The sequence below is a fragment of the Flavobacterium aquariorum genome (assembly GCF_003254745.1).
In the GTDB taxonomy this organism is placed as follows: Bacteria; Bacteroidota; Bacteroidia; order Flavobacteriales; family Flavobacteriaceae; genus Flavobacterium; species Flavobacterium aquariorum.
The window spans coordinates 278,653-300,344 of record NZ_QKXH01000006.1 but is presented as its reverse complement, the minus strand read 5'-3'; the positions used below and the strand labels follow the sequence as shown (position 1 = coordinate 300,344).

At 33.6% G+C, this 21,692-nt stretch carries 18 protein-coding genes; 8 read left to right on the top strand and 10 right to left on the bottom strand.

Features of this window, described 5'->3' with window-relative positions; translation table 11 throughout:
* The 4 genes from DOS84_RS11475 to DOS84_RS11460 form a co-directional block, all read right to left on the bottom strand.
* Positions 1–4,335, bottom strand: coding sequence for a CusA/CzcA family heavy metal efflux RND transporter (locus DOS84_RS11475; RefSeq protein WP_111410254.1), 4,335 nt, complete (start codon positions 4,333–4,335; stop codon positions 1–3).
* A 173-nt stretch (positions 4,336–4,508) separates the two neighbouring features.
* Positions 4,509–5,888 (bottom strand): sensor histidine kinase, encoded by a 1,380-nt coding sequence (locus DOS84_RS11470; protein WP_111410253.1) that lies wholly within the window; start codon positions 5,886–5,888, stop codon positions 4,509–4,511.
* 4 nt (positions 5,889–5,892) lie between these two features.
* Entirely contained in the window at positions 5,893–6,561 is a 669-nt protein-coding gene (locus DOS84_RS11465; protein WP_111410252.1) for a response regulator transcription factor, read from the bottom strand.
* Complete coding sequence (locus tag DOS84_RS11460) at positions 6,558–6,989, bottom strand: thioredoxin family protein (RefSeq protein WP_111410251.1); 432 nt, start codon at positions 6,987–6,989, stop codon at positions 6,558–6,560. The genes DOS84_RS11465 and DOS84_RS11460 overlap by 4 nt, the downstream gene beginning before the upstream one ends.
* Before the next feature lie 339 nt (positions 6,990–7,328).
* On the opposite strand from DOS84_RS11460, the gene DOS84_RS11455 reads away from it, so the two are divergent.
* The 5 genes from DOS84_RS11455 (at position 7,329) to DOS84_RS11435 (ending at position 12,397) form a co-directional block, all read left to right on the top strand.
* A complete protein-coding gene (locus DOS84_RS11455; protein ID WP_111410289.1) occupies positions 7,329–7,763 on the top strand; it encodes a thioredoxin family protein in 435 nt (144 codons plus the stop codon).
* 34 nt (positions 7,764–7,797) lie between these two features.
* The gene (locus DOS84_RS11450) at positions 7,798–8,691 is read left to right on the top strand and encodes an FAD:protein FMN transferase (RefSeq protein ID WP_111410250.1); all 894 of its coding nucleotides are present in this window, start codon (positions 7,798–7,800) and stop codon (positions 8,689–8,691) included.
* 17 nt (positions 8,692–8,708) lie between these two features.
* Positions 8,709–8,921: a DUF4266 domain-containing protein gene (locus DOS84_RS11445; RefSeq protein ID WP_111410288.1), complete on the top strand. Its 213-nt coding sequence runs from the start codon at positions 8,709–8,711 to the stop codon at positions 8,919–8,921.
* Between the two features lie 17 nt (positions 8,922–8,938).
* Positions 8,939–10,129, top strand: coding sequence for a DUF3570 domain-containing protein (locus DOS84_RS11440; RefSeq protein ID WP_111410249.1), 1,191 nt, complete (start codon positions 8,939–8,941; stop codon positions 10,127–10,129).
* Between the two features lie 165 nt (positions 10,130–10,294).
* Positions 10,295–12,397 (top strand): LTA synthase family protein, encoded by a 2,103-nt coding sequence (locus tag DOS84_RS11435; RefSeq protein ID WP_111410248.1) that lies wholly within the window; start codon positions 10,295–10,297, stop codon positions 12,395–12,397.
* Positions 12,398–12,478: 81 nt separating this feature from the next.
* Here the strand turns inward: DOS84_RS11435 and DOS84_RS11430 are convergent, their stop codons facing one another.
* Positions 12,479–13,480, bottom strand: coding sequence for a zinc dependent phospholipase C family protein (locus tag DOS84_RS11430; protein ID WP_111410247.1), 1,002 nt, complete (start codon positions 13,478–13,480; stop codon positions 12,479–12,481).
* Between the two features lie 96 nt (positions 13,481–13,576).
* Here DOS84_RS11430 and DOS84_RS11425 point away from each other — a divergent pair, with 96 nt between their 5' ends.
* Positions 13,577–14,308, top strand: a complete 732-nt coding sequence (locus DOS84_RS11425) for a YoaK family protein (protein WP_111410246.1) — start codon at positions 13,577–13,579, stop codon at positions 14,306–14,308.
* Here the strand turns inward: DOS84_RS11425 and DOS84_RS11420 are convergent.
* The 4 genes from DOS84_RS11420 to fabG form a co-directional block, all read right to left on the bottom strand.
* Positions 14,305–15,267 (bottom strand): YeiH family protein, encoded by a 963-nt coding sequence (locus DOS84_RS11420; RefSeq protein WP_111410245.1) that lies wholly within the window; start codon positions 15,265–15,267, stop codon positions 14,305–14,307. The two genes, DOS84_RS11425 and DOS84_RS11420, sit on opposite strands and share 4 nt — an antisense overlap.
* 72 nt (positions 15,268–15,339) lie before the next feature.
* Positions 15,340–16,236, bottom strand: coding sequence for a LysR family transcriptional regulator (locus tag DOS84_RS11415; RefSeq protein WP_111410244.1), 897 nt, complete (start codon positions 16,234–16,236; stop codon positions 15,340–15,342).
* A gap of 26 nt (positions 16,237–16,262) precedes the next feature.
* Positions 16,263–18,290 (bottom strand): hypothetical protein, encoded by a 2,028-nt coding sequence (locus DOS84_RS11410; protein ID WP_111410287.1) that lies wholly within the window; start codon positions 18,288–18,290, stop codon positions 16,263–16,265.
* 73 nt (positions 18,291–18,363) lie between these two features.
* Entirely contained in the window at positions 18,364–19,110 is a 747-nt protein-coding gene (gene fabG, locus DOS84_RS11405; protein WP_111410243.1) for a 3-oxoacyl-[acyl-carrier-protein] reductase, read from the bottom strand.
* Positions 19,111–19,520: 410 nt separating this feature from the next.
* On the opposite strand from fabG, the gene DOS84_RS19000 reads away from it, so the two are divergent.
* Together DOS84_RS19000 and DOS84_RS11395 are read left to right on the top strand one after the other, a co-directional pair.
* Positions 19,521–19,826: a hypothetical protein gene (locus tag DOS84_RS19000; protein WP_124020638.1), complete on the top strand. Its 306-nt coding sequence runs from the start codon at positions 19,521–19,523 to the stop codon at positions 19,824–19,826.
* A gap of 112 nt (positions 19,827–19,938) precedes the next feature.
* Positions 19,939–20,532, top strand: coding sequence for a hypothetical protein (locus tag DOS84_RS11395; protein ID WP_111410241.1), 594 nt, complete (start codon positions 19,939–19,941; stop codon positions 20,530–20,532).
* Positions 20,533–20,737: 205 nt separating this feature from the next.
* Here the strand turns inward: DOS84_RS11395 and DOS84_RS11390 are convergent, their stop codons facing one another.
* Entirely contained in the window at positions 20,738–21,592 is an 855-nt protein-coding gene (locus DOS84_RS11390; protein WP_111410240.1) for an EamA family transporter, read from the bottom strand.
* Positions 21,593–21,692 lie beyond the last annotated feature (100 nt).

Here is a 21,692-nt window from a genome sequence, read left to right as displayed (position 1 = left end):
TTAAAAATTAAGATATTGTAAATCCAATTGGGTAATATTGAATTGCAAAACGGTATCAAGATGTTCAATCTGAATGGTTGTTGCATTTTCTAAGCTTTGAATGTATTGAAAAAAGTCAATTTCACCTTGCTTATAACTCTTGTTGGCTACTTTGAGTATCTCCTGTGACAACTTTTCCCCGTATTGGTTATAGTAATTAATGGCTTCTTGGTATTTCGCTAGTTCTTCATTTTTTTGCGCTATATAAGTATCAATTTTTAGTTCTTCGTTTTGTTTCTTTTGTTGCCAACTTTGCAATTCAAGCTCCGCCACCTTTGTCTTAGATACAGTTCCCGAGAATAAAACAGGAATAGCCAGACCAACTTGAAATCCATATAAAGACTGAGTCAAACCACTATTTTTACCCTGAAAATAATCAACATTAATATCCGGCAACCAATTTTGCTTTCTTAATTTCACCTGATTCTCATAAACACTGGTTACATTATTCAAATAAGCATTGTAAAATGATTTGACAGTCTCGTTTGTTGATTTTTCAAGCGGTTTAATTTGATTATTTTTTATCATAACTTTTTCATCCGTCTGAATCAACGAATATAAAATTTCATACTGCGCTCTTTTGTCGCTTTCAATTTGAGAAAGTTTTGATCTGATGTGTCTGAATTTTGATTCAGCCGTAATTTTCTCTAAATAATTGGTTTCTCCCAATTCAAACTTTCTTCCACTTGCATTAGAAAAATTTTGGTACAAACTATCCAAATACACATACAGTTTTTCTTGATTTTGTAGAAAAACAATATGCTCATAGACTTTTGAAACTTCCAAGGAAAGTTTCATTTTTTGAATATCATAATTAGCTTTTTCTTTTTCGTATTCTGAATTGTAAACCTTTTTTTGAGCTCCATAAACAGTTGGGAATTCAAACTTTTGCTGTACTCCAAATACTTTTAACGGTACATTATTCAATGCTAAATTATTCTGGTCATAACTATAATATACATTGGTTTTATCAAAAGAATAAGCCGCTTTTATATTCTCATCCATTCGCTGAACTTGAAGTTGCGCCGCTTTTATCCCTTTGTTGTTTACCAAGGCTTTTGATACTAAACCGTCCAATTCTGGGTTAGTGTTTTGAGAAAATGCCAAGGAAGTACTCAACAACATCAATATAATTAGAGTCGATTTATTGTGCAATTTGAATTTTGGTTTTTTACTTTCTTTTTCATCCATAACCTTATACAAAATTGGCAAAACAATCATCGTTAATATTGTTGCCGTGAAAAGCCCACCAATAACAACCGTTGCCAATGGTTTCTGAACTTCAGCTCCTGCAGAAGACGAAATAGCCATCGGTAAGAAACCTAAAGCTGCAGCTGCAGCTGTTAACAAAACAGGACGCAATCTGTCTGTTGTTCCTTTTAAAATCAATTCATCTAAATCTGTCATTCCTTTATGTTTGAGTTCTTTAAAATGTTCGATAAGTACTATCCCGTTCAGCACTGCGATTCCGAAAAGGGCAATAAACCCAACCCCTGCCGAAATACTGAATGGCAAATCGCGAATCCACAAAAACAATATTCCCCCAACAGCCGAAAGCGGTATCGCCGAATAAACCATCATAGCCTCTTTAATCGAGCCAAAAGCAAAATGCAACAGTATAAATATCAGCACCAAAGCAATAGGAACGGCAATAGTCAAACGGGCTTTGGCACTATTCAAGTTTTCAAATTGTCCCCCATACTTCACATAATATCCTGCAGGTAATTTTATCTTGGTATCCACAATTTTTTGAATGTCGTTCACTACGCTTTGTAAATCCCGATTTCTTACATTTACGCCTACAACAATCCTTCTGTTAGTATTATCTCTTGAAATTTTGGCAGGACCTACCGTATATTCAATTTTGGCCAATTCACTCAATGGAATTTGTTGTCCATTAGGCACCGAAACATACAGATTTCTCAAATCCTCAATATCATGGCGATTAGCCTCATCCAAACGAACCACCATGTCAAAACGTTTTTCTCCTTCAAAAACATTTCCAACAGTTTTCCCTGCAAAACTCAATGCAATCATATCATTCAGATCTGAAATATTGAGTCCATATCTTGCAATTTTCGATCGATCATACTGCACGTACATTTGTGGTAATCCAGCTGTTTTTTCGATAATAACGTCCGAAGCTCCTTTTACGTTTTTGATTGCTCTCTCTATTTCATGGGCTTTTTCTGCTAAAATATTCAGGTCTTCACCAAAAACTTTAATAGCTACATCCGAACGTGTACCGGATACCAATTCGTTGAATCTCATTTCGATTGGTTGTGTAAACTCAACTTCCATATTGGGAATCTGGGCCGTAATAGCCGCTTTTATCTTATCGGCCAATTCATCTTTACTCGAAGCTGAAACCCATTCTTCTTTAGGTTTCAATTTCACAATAACATCACTTTCCTCCATAGACATCGGGTCTGTTGGAACTTCCGCGGCCCCAATTCTACTCACAACCTGAAGTACTTCGGGAAAATTTTTCAAAATAACTTTTTCGATTTTTGTAGTTGTGGCGATCGTTTTAGTCAAAGATGTACCAGTTTTTAATACTGGCTGAATCACAAAATCTCCCTCATCAAGCGTCGGGATAAACTCACCTCCCATCCTAGAAAACAATGCTATGGCAAAAACCAAAAGGGCAACTGAACCATAAAGCACTTTTTTGGTATTCTGCAAGGCCCAAGTAATTACTGGAACATACCAAGAATTTAATTTTTGAATCAGCCTGGAAGATATTGAATTTGGATTTTCCTTTGTGGGTTTTAAAAACAAAGAAGATACCACTGGAACATAGGTAAAGCAAAAAATCATAGCTCCCAATAATGCAAAACTGAAAGTCATAGCCATCGGTTTAAACATTTTCCCTTCAATTCCTGTCAACGAAAGAATAGGGATGAATACAATCAAAATAATAAGCTGTCCAAAAACAGCAGAATTCATCATTTTGGAAGCGCTTTTATAAGTAATTTGATCAATTTCCAATTGTCTGTCCTCCTTCTTCAAAGTAGCTAAATTTGCCGATTTACTGGCTATTTGAAAAGCAATAAATTCCACTATTATTACAGCTCCATCAATGATAATTCCAAAATCTATCGCACCCAAACTCATCAAGTTGGCATCAATACCAAAAACATTCATAAATGAAATAGCAAACAGCAAGCACAAAGGAATTACCGATGCAACCACCAAACCCGAACGCCAATTACCCAATAAAAGAACCACAACAAAAATTACGATAAGACAACCCAAAATTAAATTTTCGGCAACTGTAAAAGTGGTTTTACCTACCAATTCGCTACGTTCCAAGAAACCATTGATATAAACTCCTTTTGGCAATGTTTTTTGAATCTGGGCTACTCTTTCTTTGACGGCATTAATGACTTGTTTTGAATTGGCATCTTTTAGCATCATTACCTGACCGAGAACTTTCTCGCCTTCTCCATTACCAGTAATAGCTCCAAAACGATTGGCATGACTAAAGCGAACCTGAGCAACATTTTTGATATAAATAGGAATATCGTTAGTATTACTTACCACAATATTTTCAATGTCTTCTATTGAATTAACCTTTCCTTCAGCACGGATAAAATAACTCTGATTTACTTTTTCGATATATGCTCCCCCAGCAATACTATTGTTTTTTTCCAAAGCAGTAAAAACATCTTTCATGGTAATGTTCATGGCTTTCAAACGTGATGGAACAATGGCAATTTCATACTGTTTTAAAAAACCTCCCCAAGTGTTAATCTCAACAACTCCTTTTATTCCAGATAGTTGTCTTTTTACAACCCAATCCTGAAGTGTACGTAAATCGGTAACCGAATATTGTTTTTTGTATTCTGGTTTTACCTCCAATGTATATTGATAAATTTCACCCAATCCTGTTGTAATTGGCCCCATCTCTGGAACTCCAAAACCTTGTGGAATTTTTTCGGAGGCAGATTTCAACTTTTCTGCAATCAATTGTCTTGGCAGATAAGTACCAACATTATCGTTGAAGACAATAGTCACAACCGATAATCCAAATTTTGATATCGAACGAATCTCTTCAACACCCGGTAAGTTGGCCATTTCAATTTCGACAGGATATGTAATAAACTGTTCAATATCTTGCGTGGAAAGGTTTCGTGAAGTTGTAATCACCTGTACCTGATTATTAGTTACATCAGGTACAGCTCCAATAGAAATTTGGAAAACCGAAAACAATCCAAATCCCAATACCGAAGCCGTAAAAAGTAAAACAACTGCTTTATTTTTTAAACTGAAAGCGATAATTTTTTCTAACATTTTAACCTTATTTATTGAGTATAAAATTACACCTTAAAAATAAGGAAAAACTTAAGAACAAATTAAAACAATCTTAGCAACACCTTAATTAGAAGCGATTTAAATAAAATATTTTGCTTGAACTGATAAACCTTAAGAATGAACTAATAGCATCCAAAAAATACTTAATAACTTCAGTTAAAAATCAAAATTACTGTAGTTCCTTTATTTAATTCACTTTCAATTTTGAATTCAATATTTAACATTTGGGTTATCCGTTCAACAATAGAAAGTCCTAAGCCAGAACCTTTAATTTCAGGGTGAAGGGTTGGATTGGATCTGTAAAAAGGATTTAGAATTTTATCCAAATCGGTTTCTGGGATTCCAATTCCATTATCAGCAATAATACAACTCGTTTTAGAATCGCTTCTGGTAATAATTATTGAAATTTTGCCATTTTGATTGGAATATTTTATGGCATTTGAAATTACATTACTTATAATTATACTGACCAAATAGTTATCGGATTTAATGAAATAATCTTTAGCAAAATCATAGGAAATCTGAAGCTTTTTGTCATTTATTTTATTTGAATACAAAGAAAGAACGTCAAGAATTATAGCATTCAAATAAATCTTTTCTATTCGTAAACTTTGTTTTTGATTTTCGAATCGAGCCAATAAAAGCAATTGATCGACCAAATTATTCAAACGATTTACCTCCGAAATACTGAAATTAATTTTCTCTTCATATTCATCCTGATTTCGTGGTTTGCGTATCAAAACTTCCAATGTTCCTTTTAATACCGTCAAAGGAGTTCTCAATTCGTGCGAAGCATCAGAGGTAAATTGTTTCTCCCTTTCAACCGCATTTTCAATTCGATCCAATAAATCATTAATTGTTTTTGAAAGAACAAATAACTCATCCTTATTTTGAGGCAGAATTATTCTGTCTTTCAGATTGTCTTTTGTTATTCTACTGGAGGTTTCGGTAATTAGCGTTACTGGTTTTATGCTGCGCCCAGCAATGAGTCTGGCAATAAAAAACAAGAATAATAAAATTAATGGAAAAGCAATAAAAAGTGTATTTCTAAGATTGGTCAATATCAATGTTGCTTCGTCTAAGGACATCGCCACAAAAAGGTAACCTACTTTTTTATCTTTATTAAAAAGTGGAATTTGAATTTGTCTAATTGGTTTTTTATTCAAAAAGGTATCAACAAATTGATTGTCTCTACTGGATTTGTATAATTCTAATTGGAAACCTTTAAGATTGGGAGATTTATCAATTAATTTATTGTTGTTATCTAAAAACTGAACAAAAACGGGATTAACATTTACTCTATTATTATCACTTTCCCTCCATTGATCTACTTGAATCAGATAGGCATTATTCTTATCGATTTTAACCTCTTCCATGTATTCACTTGATTCTTCTACAATATCATCATTTATATGCTTGTTGATACTGTAAGATGTGATTCCATATATAGTACAAAACACTACCGATATCAATAGTGCGGTACTGAGAATGTAATTGAAAGCAATTCTGTTTTTATAGGATAATGAAAGCATTAATCTAATTTATGTCGTTTGCAATATAACCAACACCCCTAATGGTTTTTATAAGATCTTCTTCTTTATTCAAATTGAGTTTTTTTCGAATGGCATTCATAAAAACATCAATTACACCCGTGTCATATTCAAAATGAATATCCCAAACATCATTAATTATTTGGTTTCGAGTGCACACTTTTCCTTTGTTTTTTATCAAATAAAGAAGTAATTCGTACTCCCTTTGCGTAAGTGAAACCTCTTTATCATTTATTATAACTTGATGTTTTGAGAGCATTATTTTAATTCTTCCAAGCGAAAGTACATCATTTTGGTTTTCATTTCTAAAATGAATTTTGATACGTTCTACCAATTCATCAAAACTAAACGGTTTTTTGATATAATCATTGGCTCCAGCCTTCAAACCTTCAATTGTTTCTTGAATGGTATCTTTTGCTGTTAAAAACAAAATAGGTGTTTTCAAATCTTCCTTTCGAATTTCTTTACATACATCAATTCCTAACATTTGAGGTAAAATCCAATCCAGCAAAATAATATCAACTTTTTGGTTCATAGCTATCTCGAGCCCAGATTTTCCATCGTGTGCTATTACTACTTCATAGCCTTCTTCTTCCAAACCTTGCTTTAGAAAATTGGCAATTCCTATTTCATCTTCTACAATTAAAATTTTCATTTAAATGAATGAATAAGTTTAATATAATCTTGTGCAGAAACGTTTTTAAAACCTGTCATTCCAATTACTTTTCCTTTTGGATCTAAAAGCATAACAAGGGGGAAAATTCCATTTTTATTGTATTTCTCCGCTAATTTGTTATTAGTCTCGACCATGTCAGGAGCAAGCTGATTTTTTCTTTTATTTGGAAAATCCGCTCGATAAATAACCCAATTTTTGTCAGCTTCGACTTGAAATTCTGGAGATTTCCAAACTACTTTTTCTAGTTTTATACAAGGTCCACACCAATCAGAGCCTGAAAAGACTAATAAAATATTTTTATTTTCTTTTTCGGCTTTTGCTTTTGCTTCCTCGAAATTGGTATTCCAATTTTGGGAATATCCAAAAGCAGTTGAAATCAAAAATATAAAATAGATTAGATATTTCATTTTTACATTTTGTTAATCATGTTAAGAAAAAACTTAAGAGTTGTACCTGTTAATGTCGTTTTATATTCTTTCAAAACACTTTTCTATTTATTATGAAATTATTTTTTCTAAAGTCAAGATTATTATTTAACAAATCTAACTCAAAATACCCCGCTACATTAGATACAAAAGAAGGTCTTAAGTCAAATTTAAGAATAAAATCATTACTGCATAGATTTAAGTACAGGCTCATTTCTAAGAAACTTTATAGTAATCTAAAATTAATCGAATCTTAAGTAATTAAAAACAATTACAAGTATAACAATTCGTTATTTCGTATGTATCTAAAACAGAATGGAGATGAAACTAATTATAATGATATGGTTACTAGCAGTTCTTCCAATACAATGGGAGCCTGACTTTAATAATGCAAAAAAAATTGCAAAGGAAAAAAATGAATTAATCTTATTGAACTTCTCAGGTTCTGACTGGTGCGGTCCTTGTATTGTACTCCGAAAAAATTATCTCGAAAGTCAGGCATTCACAGATATGGCAAAAGAAAATTTAGTAATGGTTAATGCTGATTTTCCGCGAAAAAAGTCAAACATCGGCACACCTGGTCAAGTTAAACGTAACGAAGGACTTGCCGAAATATACAATAAAGAAGGAAGTTTTCCGCTCACTTTACTACTTGACTCCGATGGCAAAGTTTTGAAAATTTGGCACGGAAAACCAGAGAGTACACCGGAACAATGGACAGCAGAAATAAAAGCAATTTGTGATAGCAAAAAATAACATAGAACAAAAATATTCCCAGTCACTAAAACTGATGGGAAACAACTTTACTATAACTGTTGTTGCCCAAAATGAGAAGACTGCTAATGCAAATATTAATCTTGCAATTGCCGAAATCAGAAGAATTGAAACTCTTTTAACGACTTATAAAAATGACAGTCAAACCAATCTGATTAATGATAACGCAGGGATACAGCCTGTCAAGGTAGATCAGGAAGTTTTCAATCTCATCGAAAGATGTATTGCTATTTCAAAAATTACGCAAGGAGCATTTGATATTTCGTACGGCAGTATTGATAAAAGCCTTTGGAATTTTGACAAAGCAATGACTAAACTGCCTGATGCTGGAACAGCTTTAAAAATGGTACACCTTATTGATTATAGAAATATAATTCTGGACAAAGAAAACACAACCATTTTTCTAAAAAAAGAAGGAATGCGAATTGGCTTTGGAGGCATCGGAAAAGGCTATGCTGCTGAAATGGCAAAACAATTACTAATAAAACATAACGTAAAAAGCGGAATCATTAATGCCAGCGGGGATCTTTCGGCATGGGGATTTCAGCCAAATGGCAAAAAATGGACCATCGGTGTAGCTGATCCAGAATCCCCTGCAGCTGCATTTTCTTTTATGGAAATATCCAATAAGGCTGTTGCTACTTCTGGGAACTATGAAAAATTTGTAACCATCAATGGTAAAAAATATTCGCATACCATCGACCCAAAAACAGGATTGCCAATAACCGGAATTAAGAGCGTTACTATTATTACTTCAAATGCCGAATTTGCAGATGCAATGGCAACTCCAATTGCCGTAATGGGAATCAAGGCAGGCCTATATTTAATTGACCAAATACCCGATTTATATTGCATTATTATTGACGACAACAATAAAATTTACACTTCAAAAAACATTAACTTGAAATGAAAAAGCCTAAACAAAAAATGTTCTTAGCGTTATACAGTATTGCCTTTATGAGCATGCTGTTTGCCTCTTGTACTCCTGTGAAAGAATATCAAAAAGGAAGAATTAATGATTCTGAAATGGTACTGGCAAATAGAAAAATCGAGAAGACAGAACTTAGTTTTCAATCCTACCGCGAAGGCGCTTCCGGAGCAAATGCAGGAAAAAGCGGTGGTGGCTGTGGCTGTAACTAACATTCATAACAAGTAAAATGAAAAGAATATTTATTACAGGACTTGCTTTATTGGGGTTGTTTCAATACCAATTAAGAGCGCAAAATGTTGTTGCAGATTCTACCAGCTATCAAAACAAAAAATTAAAGGTTGATGAAGTAAATTTAGTTTCGAGTTATTACAGACAAGATGGAGACAATTCGGCCGTAACAGGAGGTATTGGCTCTGAACATCTGACAGATATTGCAAATACCATCGATGTTAAATTGATCAAATACGGAGAAAACGGAATCAAACACACCTTTGACATTGAAGCTGGAATTGATCATTATACTTCAGCTTCTTCGGATATGATTGATTTGAGTGCTAATTCTTCTGCATCATCTTCAGACATTCGTTTTTACCCATCTTTAAGTTATAGCAGAGAAAATGAAGAAAAGGGAAGAACATTTTCCGCGGGCGTTTCATCATCATCTGAATTTGATTATCAGTCTTTTGGAGGGAATTTAAGTTTCTCTCAAAAAACTAAAAATAAAAACGGAGAATTTACCGCTAAAATCCAAACTTATATAGATCAGTTAAAACTAATTGAACCTATTGAGCTTCGTACTTATGGAAGTGAAGGTTATGGCAGTGCTAATCGAAATACTTTTGCAGGAACTTTAAGTTATTCTCAAGTTGTAAACCAAAGACTTCAGGTAATGATTGTTGGTGATATCATCAGTCAAAATGGTTATTTAAGCCTTCCTTTTCACAGAGTATATTTCGCCGACGGATCTGTACATCAGGAAAAAATGCCTGATACCAGATTAAAAATTCCTCTTGGATTCAGAGCTAGTTATTTTTTAGGCGATAATTTTATTATTAGAGCTTATTATAGATATTATTCTGATGACTGGAGTTTAAAAGCGCATACCGCCGATATTGAAATCCCTGTAAAATTATCACAGGCATTTTCATTGAGTCCGTTTTACAGATATTATACACAGACAGGAACCAAATATTTCAAACCCTACGGTGAACATACTGCAGCTGATGAATATTACACCAGTAACTATGATTTATCTAAGTTTGACAGCAGTTTCTTTGGAATGGGAATGAAATTCACACCGCCTAATGGTGTCTTTGGTCTTAAGCATTGGAATACTGTTGAAATTAGGTATGGACATTACACAAGAACAACAAATATGACCTCTGATATTATTAGTTTAAACATTAAATACAAGTAAAAAATAAGTTAAAAAGAGCCAGTTCAAAACTAATTTTTACACCGGCTCTTTTTGGCGTAAATACATGAAACACATGAATCCTAAGTCAAATTTAAGAATCAAAGAATTGTTAAATAAATATCATTTTAGATTCATTTCTGTACTTTTGCAAAAAAATAATACTTTATGAATTTTTTAAAAAAGTTTTCTCCTTTTTATAACCTTGCTCTTTTCTATATCCTTGTAAGCTTTGTTTTAAGAATCGTTTTGGTCTTCCATCCCATTACACAAACCTCTTTTTCTTTTATCGATAGTTTCAAAATCTTTTCAATGGGATTGATTTCGGATGCTTTTGTGTTTGTGGTAGCAACTAGTTTTTTATGGTTGTATCTTATTTTTATATCCAATTCTAAATACTACAAGCCTTACGGCTACATTATATTTGGATTCTTAGTGGCATTGTTACTTTATATTGCGACAGGAAAATCTATTCTACATGAATATGGTGGAGCATTGCCAAAAATCGGGATGATTTTCGTGGGTATCAAAACTTTACTTTTTGGTTTATTACTTTTTTTACCAAAATACAGAAGCAAAATCAGATTTTGGTTATTCACTTTTGTAATGTTTTTATATGTTGTCCTTATTCTTCAAAACGGGATTAGTGAGTATTTTTTCTGGAATGAATTTGGGGTTAAATATAATTTCATAGCCGTAAATTATTTGGTTTACACCAATGAAGTTATCGGAAACATTATGGAATCTTATCCTGTAATTCCTTTATTTTCAGCCTTATTTATAATAGCTGGAACAGTAACTTATTTTATTGTCAAAAGAACCAGAAATTATATTGATGATATTCCAACTCTTAATGATAAATTAAAATTATCTGCAATATATCTAACCTCATTCAGTATTTCTTTGTTAGCGGTTCCTTATTTAGCCAAAAAAGAAAATTCCCAAAATGTATTTGCCAATGAACTTCAGTCCAATGGGATGTACCGTTTCTACTTGGCCTTTATGAACAGTGAATTGGATTATTTTAAATTTTATAAAACAATGCCCGAAAATGATGCTTTTGCTTTGCTGGACAAACAAATCCCTTCTATATCAGGCATATCGACCATAAGACAAATCCAAAGCAACACGGCTGAAAATCCTAAAAATGTTGTCTTAATCACCATTGAAAGCTACAGCGCCGATTTCATGAAAGTATATGGAAACAAGCAAAATATTACTCCATTCTTAGACAGTATTGCCCAAAAAAGTATGTTGTTTACCAATTTATATGCAGTCGGGAACAGAACCGTTCGTGGTCTTGAAGCCGTAACCTTATGCTTTCCTCCTACAGCCGGAGAAAGCGTAGTAAAAAGGGAAGACAATAAAAACAAATTCTCTACTGGTGCCCTTTTTAAACAAAAAGGATACAATGTGAAATTTCTCTATGGAGGAGATGCTTTTTTTGACAATATGGAAGACTTCTTTTCTGGAAATGGCTATGACATTGTCGACAAAAAATCATTTACACCCGAAGAAATTACTTTTGCCAATGTATGGGGAGTTTGCGACGAAGATATGGCTAATAAAGCCATAAAAGTAATGAATGAAGAGGCTAAAACGGGTAAACCATTTTTTAACCATTGGATGACTGTCAGCAATCACCGTCCTTTTACATATCCTAACGACAAAATCGATATTCCTGGTGATATAAAATCTCGTGATGGCGGAGTAAAATATACGGATTACGCTTTGAGAAAATTCTTTGCAATGGCAAGCAAACAACCCTGGTTCAAAAATACTGTGTTTGTAATTCTTGCCGATCACTGTGCTTCAAGTGCTGGAAAAACAGAACTTCCTGTTGACAAATACAGAATCCCGGCCATGATTTATAGCCCAGGTTTTATTGAGCCTCAAAAATATACAAATGTAATGTCGCAAATCGACGTTATGCCAACACTTTTTGGATTATTGCATTTTGATTACCAAAGTAAATTTTACGGGCAGGATGTTATGAAATCCGATTATAGACCAAGAGCATTGATTGCTACTTATCAGGATTTGGGATTAATAAAAGACAATGTTTTGACTATACTTTCTCCAAAACAAACCGTTAAACAGTTTCAATTGACTTTAAAACCGGATCAAAAAACGGCAGCGGATTTTCAAATCTATTACGATCAAGTTCCTTTAAACAATAAAAGAACCGATCTTATAAACGAAACCATATCTTACTATCAAACGGCTTCAGACATATTGAAGAAAAAGAAATATCAAGTGATTGTTGATTAAATTTCAATCATTAAATAAATAAAAAAGCCTGTAAAATTAAACATTTACAGGCTTTTCTATTTATTTCAGAATACAGTCTAATTAAAAATCATTCTCACTTTCCAAACCAAAAAGCTTTCCGGTTTTCCAAAGTTTCAAATCATTTTTCAAATTCTTTTTCTTGCGGTTTGTCATTTCTTTAGAATCTAAACCATCCAAATCTGGTTTTCCTGCATTTACCCATGCTGTGTACCAAAAATTAGTCGTTGCAATAATTGCCTTTCTCATTTGGCTTTCCACCATTCCATTCAAAGCAGTGTGGAATTGAGTTACATATTCTTTAGAATAGATTAAATCTCCAAACTTGTTTTTGGCAATATTCCCTTTCTCATCCTTGTTATACAAGGTCTCTGGAGTAAAAGTTGCGCGAAGTTTTCTGTCAATTAACAAAAGAGGCTCTACTTGATTGTGGGAGTCTTTTAGCATGTCCCAAGTTGCTTTTTCAACATTCTCAATATACTTGGCTTCTCCCGTGTAGTAATTATAGTTTTTACCAAACATTTCTGGAATACGAGATTCAAACATAGAATGAATTCCTTTTTGATTGGTAAGCTGTCCGTCATGATTGGCAGAAGTATGCAATGGCATATTTGCATCACCTATGTAATGGGCCAAATCAGCAGCCAAAAACAAAATTTCAGTTTTTCTTTTGTCTTTCATTGCTTTTGTCAATTTGGTCATTACTTCTTGAATATACCACGGAAGAATACCATTATCGGCTAAAAATTTCTCATCATACTTTTTCTTTGCTTCTTCAAAAGGCAACGGAATAGATTCTACATCGCCAAAATTCTCTAAATCCATAAAATGACGTGGATTTTCGGCTTTATCACGTAAAGTATATTTACGCAAATCCGGAACAGTTGATTCCTGTGTTATAAAATCAAGATGGTTATAAAAAAAAGTCTGCATTGGCTTTGGCAAGGCCATAACTGCTGCATTATTAATATGCTCATGACCAAAAATACCCCAAGATAAAGTAATAAAAGCAATACCAATTGCTGAAAAAGTAAGGACTGACCGTTTTAATTTAAAATTTTTCATTATATTTATTTAATTGAAATACAAAAGTATTTTTTTTAAAGATAATTTAAACAAATCAGGTTTAAATTTATGTTAATCCAAAGAAAATAAATTAAAATGTTTAGACATCAAGGCAAAAGCAGAACTTCTAAACATAATTTACGTCTCGCTACATTATTATCATTTGTAGCTGGTATCGTGAATATAACCGGAGTTTTATCCGTAAAAACATTGACTACCAATGTTACTGGACATTTTGCCTATTTTGCCGAAGAAGTGACAAAACATGATTACCAAGCTGCCATTGTGTTTTTAATCTATACGCTATTCTTTTTGGCTGGGGCATTCACATCCAATTTTTTAGCCGAATTGATTTCCAAAAAGAAACAAGAACTTTCCCATTTACCCTCAATAACAATTGAATTTCTTATTTTGGTTAGTTTAGGACTTTTGGGCACACATTCAAATTTTTATTTATTGAATGGAAAATGGATTGCCTTCGGTCTTCTTTTTGCTATGGGAATCCAAAATGCATTGGTTACAAAAATTTCGCAATCAACCGTCAGAACAACGCATCTAACGGGACTCTTTACCGATTTAGGAATTGAATTGTCTCAATTGTTTTTTTATAAAAAACCAGAGGAGAGGAAAACGTTAAGGACCAGTATTTATTTAAGATTGTCCATTATTTCTTTCTTCTTTCTAGGATGTTTTATTGGTGGATTTATATATGGATATTTAGCGATTCAAACCTTATTGATTGCGGCTATTTTTCTATTGATTGCTCTTTATTATGATTATATTCGATTGCATTTAATTGCCATTAAACGCAAGAAAAAACCTTTTTAGAAATATAAAATAGCTAATAAAGTTCCAACAGCAATACTTACCCAAAGCAATACACCTTGCAACAAAGGAAACATCCCAACAGATTTCAAAACTGTACTATTAAGCCCTGCTCCTATCAAAAACATAGTAACAGTAAGTCCAATTTTTGCAATTGAAACCAAATGAGGTGCTACACTCGCAACAGGAGAAAAATAGGTATTGCAAACCATAGCCAAAATAAACAATCCAATAAAATATGGAATCTTCACTTTGCTCTTTTTATTTTTAAAAACCACTGCTGTAATCAAAGCCACAGGAATAATCCACAAAGCTCTGGCTAATTTCACCGTTGTGGCTACTTGCAAGGCTTCTGCGCCATACTTATTGGCAGCACCAACCACTGAACTAGTATCGTGAATTGCAATCGCACACCACATACCAAAATCGTTTTGAGACATATTCAACCAGTGCCCCACCAATGGAAATGCAAACAAAGCAATTGAATTAAGAATGAATATAACTCCCAACGCCACCGAAGTCTGCTTTTCATCAGATTGAATTACGGGAGCTATGGCGGCAATGGCACTTCCTCCACAAATTGCAGTTCCACAAGAAATGAGATGAGAAGTTTTCTTTTGAACTTTAAACCATTTCCCAAATAAAGTACCCAAAGTTATTGTTGCTATAATGGAACCGATTGTAAAAACAAAACCTTCCTTTCCGGCAGCAACTGCGCTATGAACATTCATACCAAACCCCAACCCCACTACCGAAACTTGCAGTAATACATTGGTCGCTTTATGATTTAAATGTAAAAAAGGATGCCCAGATACATTGGCTATAACCAAACCTAATACTAAAGCAACAGGTGGAGAAATAATGGGAAATAAACAAAGAAGAAGTATTAAAACGAAAATGACTTGCTGTACTGCAGCATTCATTCTCAATAATTGTTGGATATTAACTATAGCCGTTTTCATTTGTATTGCCTTTTATAACACTACAAAGGTCACGATAAATATACAGCGTTGCCAATCGCAAATAATAATCTACTATAACTTTAGGTTATAATAACTTGAAATGTTTTTTATGAATAATTCAGAAAGAGAATCTGATTTTCCTTGTAGGGTAATAATGTAAAAATAACGCTCAATCGTCAAATTATCAACATCTATAATTTGCAATTCCTTATATTTCAACTCTTTTTCAATAGCATGTATCGACATAAAAGCAACACAATTAGAATTCATTAAATACGATTTTATACTTTCGGTGCTACCCAATTGCATTTCAATCTGTAATTGATCAATTTTGATATGGAAAGGTTTTAAAGCATATTCAATAACTTCAAGTGTTCCAGAACCTTGTTCCCGCACAAGAAATCGCAACGATTTAAGATCGACTGGATCGATTTCTTTTCTTTTAACCAATGAATTATTGGAATTGCAAACCAAAACCAACTCATCTCTCATGAATTGCGTGTATTTTATGGATTGATTTTTCGATTGTCCTTCCACAATTCCAATTTCAATTTCTTTGCTCAGTAAAGCATTTTCAATCTGCTCCGTATTTCCGTTAAGTAAATTTATCTTGACAGCTTCCAATTTTTGATGAAAACGAGCCAATAGCGGCGGAATAATATATTGTGAAATCGTAGTACTCGCACCTAATCGCAACAGGCCTTTGCGTTCATTGATAAATGTACTCATATCAAAGTCGATTTCCCTGTAAATTTCAAAGAGGCTTTTGGTATGTTTCAGCAACACTTCCCCCGCGTTGGTGAGTGCTATTTTCGGGCCGTTTCTTTCAAAAAGTTTGATTTTGTATTCTTCTTCCAATTCCTGGATATGCTTGGAAATAGCGGGTTGTGTGATGAATAATTCGGCAGCGGCTTTAGTAAAGCTCAATCGCGTAGCCACGGTGTAAAATACTTTTAGTCTAAAATCCATAATCGTATTTTTGTCAAAATTAATAATTACAACATACCATTATACTTCCGAACAAACCATTCGGTAGAAAGAAAAACAGCAATCAAAATCAATAACCATTTCCAATCAATCAAAGGAGATTTGGTTACAACGTCTTTCTGAACGGCTTTGTATTCCTCAGTATCCAGCAGCGTTTTTATCAGTACATCAATTTGATTCGGATAAAAATCCTTTCCTTTGGTTTGAACCGCCAATTGTTTCAATTTTTGAACATCAGGGTTTACGAACTGCTTTTCGATATCAAAATCAAGAATCTCAAAATGACCAGAATAGGATGTTTTGGAATTCAGTTCCTTTACAGAGAAATTATAACTTCCTGCTACAAGTCCGTCAAGATTTACTTTATAAGTATTGTTTCCTTTTAAAAGGTCGAAGTTTTTGGTTTGTTTTGTTTTAACGTTGGTTACAGCAATTGTCAAACGCGCTTTTTCATCAAAATCATAATTCTTGTTGAAATATTGAGCTGTGATTTCAATACCTTCACCCGAGTTGTAAAAACTTTCATGATTGACAACCAATGATTTTTTGGCATTATTGGAAGCCAAATACTGTATTATCTTATTGATGAAAACATCATATTTTTCAAAAGACTGATTATCGGTATGGCTTTGCAAACGCCATTTCCAACTGTTTTCCCCAAACAAATACGCCGCTCTTTTCCCTTGATTTTCCGTAAATGACAACAAAGGCGCTTTGGTGTCAATATTTCTGATTTTGGCGGAAAGCAATACATAGACTTCCCCATTAGTGGCAATAGAACCGTAATTATTCTGCAAAGGCGGTAAATTCTCAAAACCTAAATTATCCACTGCAAAAAGATTAAACTGAGAATCAAAATCAGCCAAATAATCTTCCTCCTGACCGCTCATTTTAAAAACAAAATTGTTTTGCTGTTGGTTCAAAAATGTAAAATCGGTGGCGGTTCCCGTAATGATAAATGTATTCAAGTTGGCTTTCTTATTCGCATCAAAAACCGATTTGAAAGCCGTCGTTGGCTGATACAAAATAAGAACGTTGTAATCCTCCAGCGACTTCACTTCGTTCGGCTTCAACAATACTACTTTATGTTGCAAATTGGATTCAATCGATCTTTTTAAAGCCCCAATATCCGGATGATCTATAGCCGAAACGATAGTAACAGTCGTTTTTTGGTCAATCACTTCAACTGCAAAATTCTTGATGTTATTGAAGCTGTTTTTTTCGCTTTCTTTCGATTCAATTTTGGCTCTGCAAACCTGTAATCCCACTTTATTAGCAGGCAAAAGCACATTTACGACAACTGTTTTCTTTGATGGCGAGAATGAAATACTTTCTTTATGCAACACTTCATTTCCTTGTGCAATACTAAAATTAGCTGTCACATTTTTATCTCCCGAATACTGCAAAAACACTTCAACAGGAAATTTATTCTTCAAGAATGCATATCTATTAACATTCAGCTGATTGATTTTTAAATCCAAAACTTTGGTGGTATCGCCCAAAACCAAAGGATAAACTTTATTGTTTTCGTCAAAACTATAAACGTAATCATTACCAGAAGTTTGATTTCCATCTGTTATAATTACGGTTGGATAAAATGCATTTTTATAGATACTCTTCAAGTTTTTGGCCACCAAATCCAAATTGGTTTGATTTCCTTTAAAAGTCAAACTATCCGATTGTCGAAAATCAGTATCAAAAAGATACGATTGTACTTCAAATTTTTCTTGAATAGCACTATTTGAAGTTAATTTTTGGGCCAATTCTGTTGCTTTCTCTTTAGCATTCAAAAAAGAAATTGAGCTTGAATTATCAACAACAATAGGTAATGGCGTTTTAATAATTTCCAGTTTATTGGTTGTGATAATTGGATTTATCAAAAGCAACAAAATCGAAAAAATACTTAGAAAACGCAAAAAAGTCAAAAACAAATACACATTCGATTTGTTTTTGACTTTGTATAAATATTGAAAAAACGACAAGCCACCAGCTATTAATAATGAAAGTAGAAGTAATAGAATCGTGCTTGCTGTCATATTTTTTTTAGTGTTCAATGATTTCTAATTAGCATTCAGTTACTGCAAACTAAATACTGATTACTGCCAACTTTTAAGTCAACATTCCTCCGCAAACATTCAAAACTTGTCCTGTAATATAAGCACTCATATCAGAGGCCAAGAACAAGCAAGCATTGGCAACGTCTTCTGTAGAACCTCCGCGTTTCAAAGGAATACCTTCTCTCCAGCCTTTTACGACATCCTCGCTTAATTTTGCAGTCATTTCAGTTTCAATAAAACCTGGAGCAATCGCGTTACAACGAATGTTACGCGAACCCAACTCCAAAGCTACAGATTTGGTAAACCCAATAGCACCTGCTTTCGAAGCAGCATAATTAGTTTGACCAGCATTTCCAGAAACACCAACAACAGAACTAATATTAATAATAGAACCCGAACGTTGCTTCAAAAATGTTTTTTGGATCGCTTTGGTCATATTGAAAACCGATTTCAAGTTAACATTGATAACTTGATCAAAATCAGCTTCAGACATTCTCATTAATAAATTATCCTTAGTGATTCCAGCGTTGTTTATCAAAATATCGACTGTTCCAAAATCAGCCAAAACAGCATCAACAAAAGTTTGTGATTCATTAAAATCGGCCGCATTGGATTTGTATCCTTTGGCTTTAATTCCCAAAGCATTCAATTCATTCTCTAAAGCTTGTGCAGATTCTACTGATGAGCTATAAGTAAAGGCAACATTTGCTCCGTTTTTTGCAAAAACTTCGGCTATCCCTTTTCCAATTCCACGACTTGCGCCAGTAATAATGGCTACTTTTCCTTCTAGTAATTTCATATATGTAAAAATTATTTATTAGATGTCATATATGTTATCGCTTGTTATTTATTGGTGTTTGCTATGCAAACTACTCATTAATAGCGATTTCATATTCACTTAATATTTATTTTATTAGGCTGTTATCCTTTGCAATCTGACGCAAATTAAGGTTGATAACATTCGTCAAATATATAATAAAAATGCGGAATGAAAAAAATTACAATTTCAATTCAATCGTTTTTGCAATCGAGTTCTATTATAAACCTGGAGCAGAAACATTTCGCTTTTTTGTCGGCATTGGTCCCGCCATCCGTTACAATCTTATATGCCGAACACCGGCATACAAGGATTTCCACTACTATCGGGGCTAAAAGGAGATATTTTGCTTTTTTGCCATCATTCAAAAAAGGAAAAAAAACTAAAAATGGTTGTCCGAAGCTCGCAAGAAGCAGTCCGAAGCTCGTTTGACGCTGTCCGAAGACCATTTGATGCAGTCCGAAGATCGAATCAGGCAGTCCGAAGCATATAACAGGGAGTCCGAAGCTCGTATCAGGCTGTCCGAAGACCGTATCAGGCATTCCGAAGCTCGTATCAGGGCATTTTTTTCTCTTCGGATGCCCAATTTCACTGAGCGGAGCATAAAAACAGTTGAAATAACCAAAATTCAGCCTTTGCAGGATTGTGAGTATTATTTTTTATCTTTGAGAGAAAGAATAAAAAGAGGCAAATCCTAACCAATAAATCCATTTTTGGGTTTATTGGCGTTAATTTATAGCGAGTATTTACAAGTTGTGTGTCAGCATACAGCACCACACTTAAAAGCAGAAACTTTTAAAACTTTGGAATATGAAGACAAAAATTATTTTATCGTTTGTGTTTTTTTTGACCAGCATTAGTTTTACTTATTCTCAAGGATCAGATCACCTAGTATTTAAAGGTGTCCCTATTGATGGAACACTTGACGAATATGTTTCCAAAATGAAAGAAGAGGGTTTTAGCCATATAAAAACTGAAAATGGCACAGCATTGTTAAATGGTGATTTTGCCGGTTATAAAGACTGTATTGTTGGTGTTTCTATATTAAAACAGAAAGATTTGGTATACAAAATAGGAGTTTTATTTCCCGACAAAGAAACTTGGTCAACTCTCTCAGGAAATTACTTCGATTTGAAAGAAATGCTAATCGAAAAATATGGAAAACCTTCTGATGATATTGAAAAATTTGATGTGCCTTCTTATTCACAACCACGTGACGATAATGATAAAATGTATAAAGTTAAATTTGACAATTGTAAATACTATTCAATTTGGAAAACAGATAAAGGAGAAATTCAATTGTCAATTGAACACGAAAGCGTAAGTCATTGTTTCGTTCGTTTGTCATATTTTGACAAAATAAATAGTAACATAATTAAAGCGAAAGCGAAACGTGATTTATAACAAAATCCAGATAGCGCAATCCGTGACCTCTCCAACTTATTTTTTTGTTATTTTTCTTTTTGGGGCTTGTTCAAAAAAATCCAAAATACCAGCTCTTTAGCCCTGATGGAAGTGGCATCCCGAGCTTTTTTTTGCGAGGAATATAGCGGACAGCAGGAATCCATCCATCCTAATAAAGCCAATTCTTTCGCTCCTAAAACTTTGATTAATTCAACTGGGAAATCACAATAAAAACCACTGCAAGTAAGGCTAGGAAAAGACCTGTTACATTCAGCTTGGTAACTTTTTCCTTGAAAATAAAAATCCCAACAAGACTGCCAATCATAATAACTCCCATATTCATCCCGGCAAAAACGGTAGAGGGATTTTGGGCAAATGCCTGATGTGCCTTTAGATAAAATAGGATGTTCCCAAAATTGAAAATCCCTACCAAACCTCCAAAAAGGATGCTCTTGGAATCCATTTTATTCTTTCTGAAAAGTATTTCATAGACATTGAAAAGTATCATTATTACAAGTGCTATAGAGAAAAGAACAAATAACGAAGTCGTAAAAGGCAGTGTTGAAGTCAACGCAATTTGCTTAAAAAAAATATCTATCACTCCAAAACCTAGCAATACAAGGGTTGGGTAAATCCATTTATTCTCCTTGTTGTCGTTGGGTTTATCCAAAATAAGTATGATTGCCGGAAATCCGAACAAAAGAGCCGTCAATTTAAGTCCACTGAATTGCTCCCCAAAAAACAACCAAGCTCCCAAAATGGAGATAATTAGCGATAATCGTTGGGCAACATCAGTTTTTACAATACCCATATGTTTTATGGAAGTCGCTAGAAAAAGAAACACAACAGGCAACAAAACACCTAATGGAATAAGGATTCCCCAAGGCGAAGAAGCGTCCAAAACCGTTAAATCAGGGCTAAAGAACAAATAACACAACGCTAAGGCGAATACATAATTATAAGCCACAATTTGCGTGGCAGATACGTTATATTTGCGAGCAATTTTGAAAATCACTCCCACTGTCACACTGCAAATAACGCTTAGAATAAGAAATAACATAGTTCGATTTTTATTCGTGCAAAAATACTATTTAAAACCTCTTGAGTACAATTAATAAAAGCTTAATTTAACACATAGAAACATAGATTTTATATGTAAA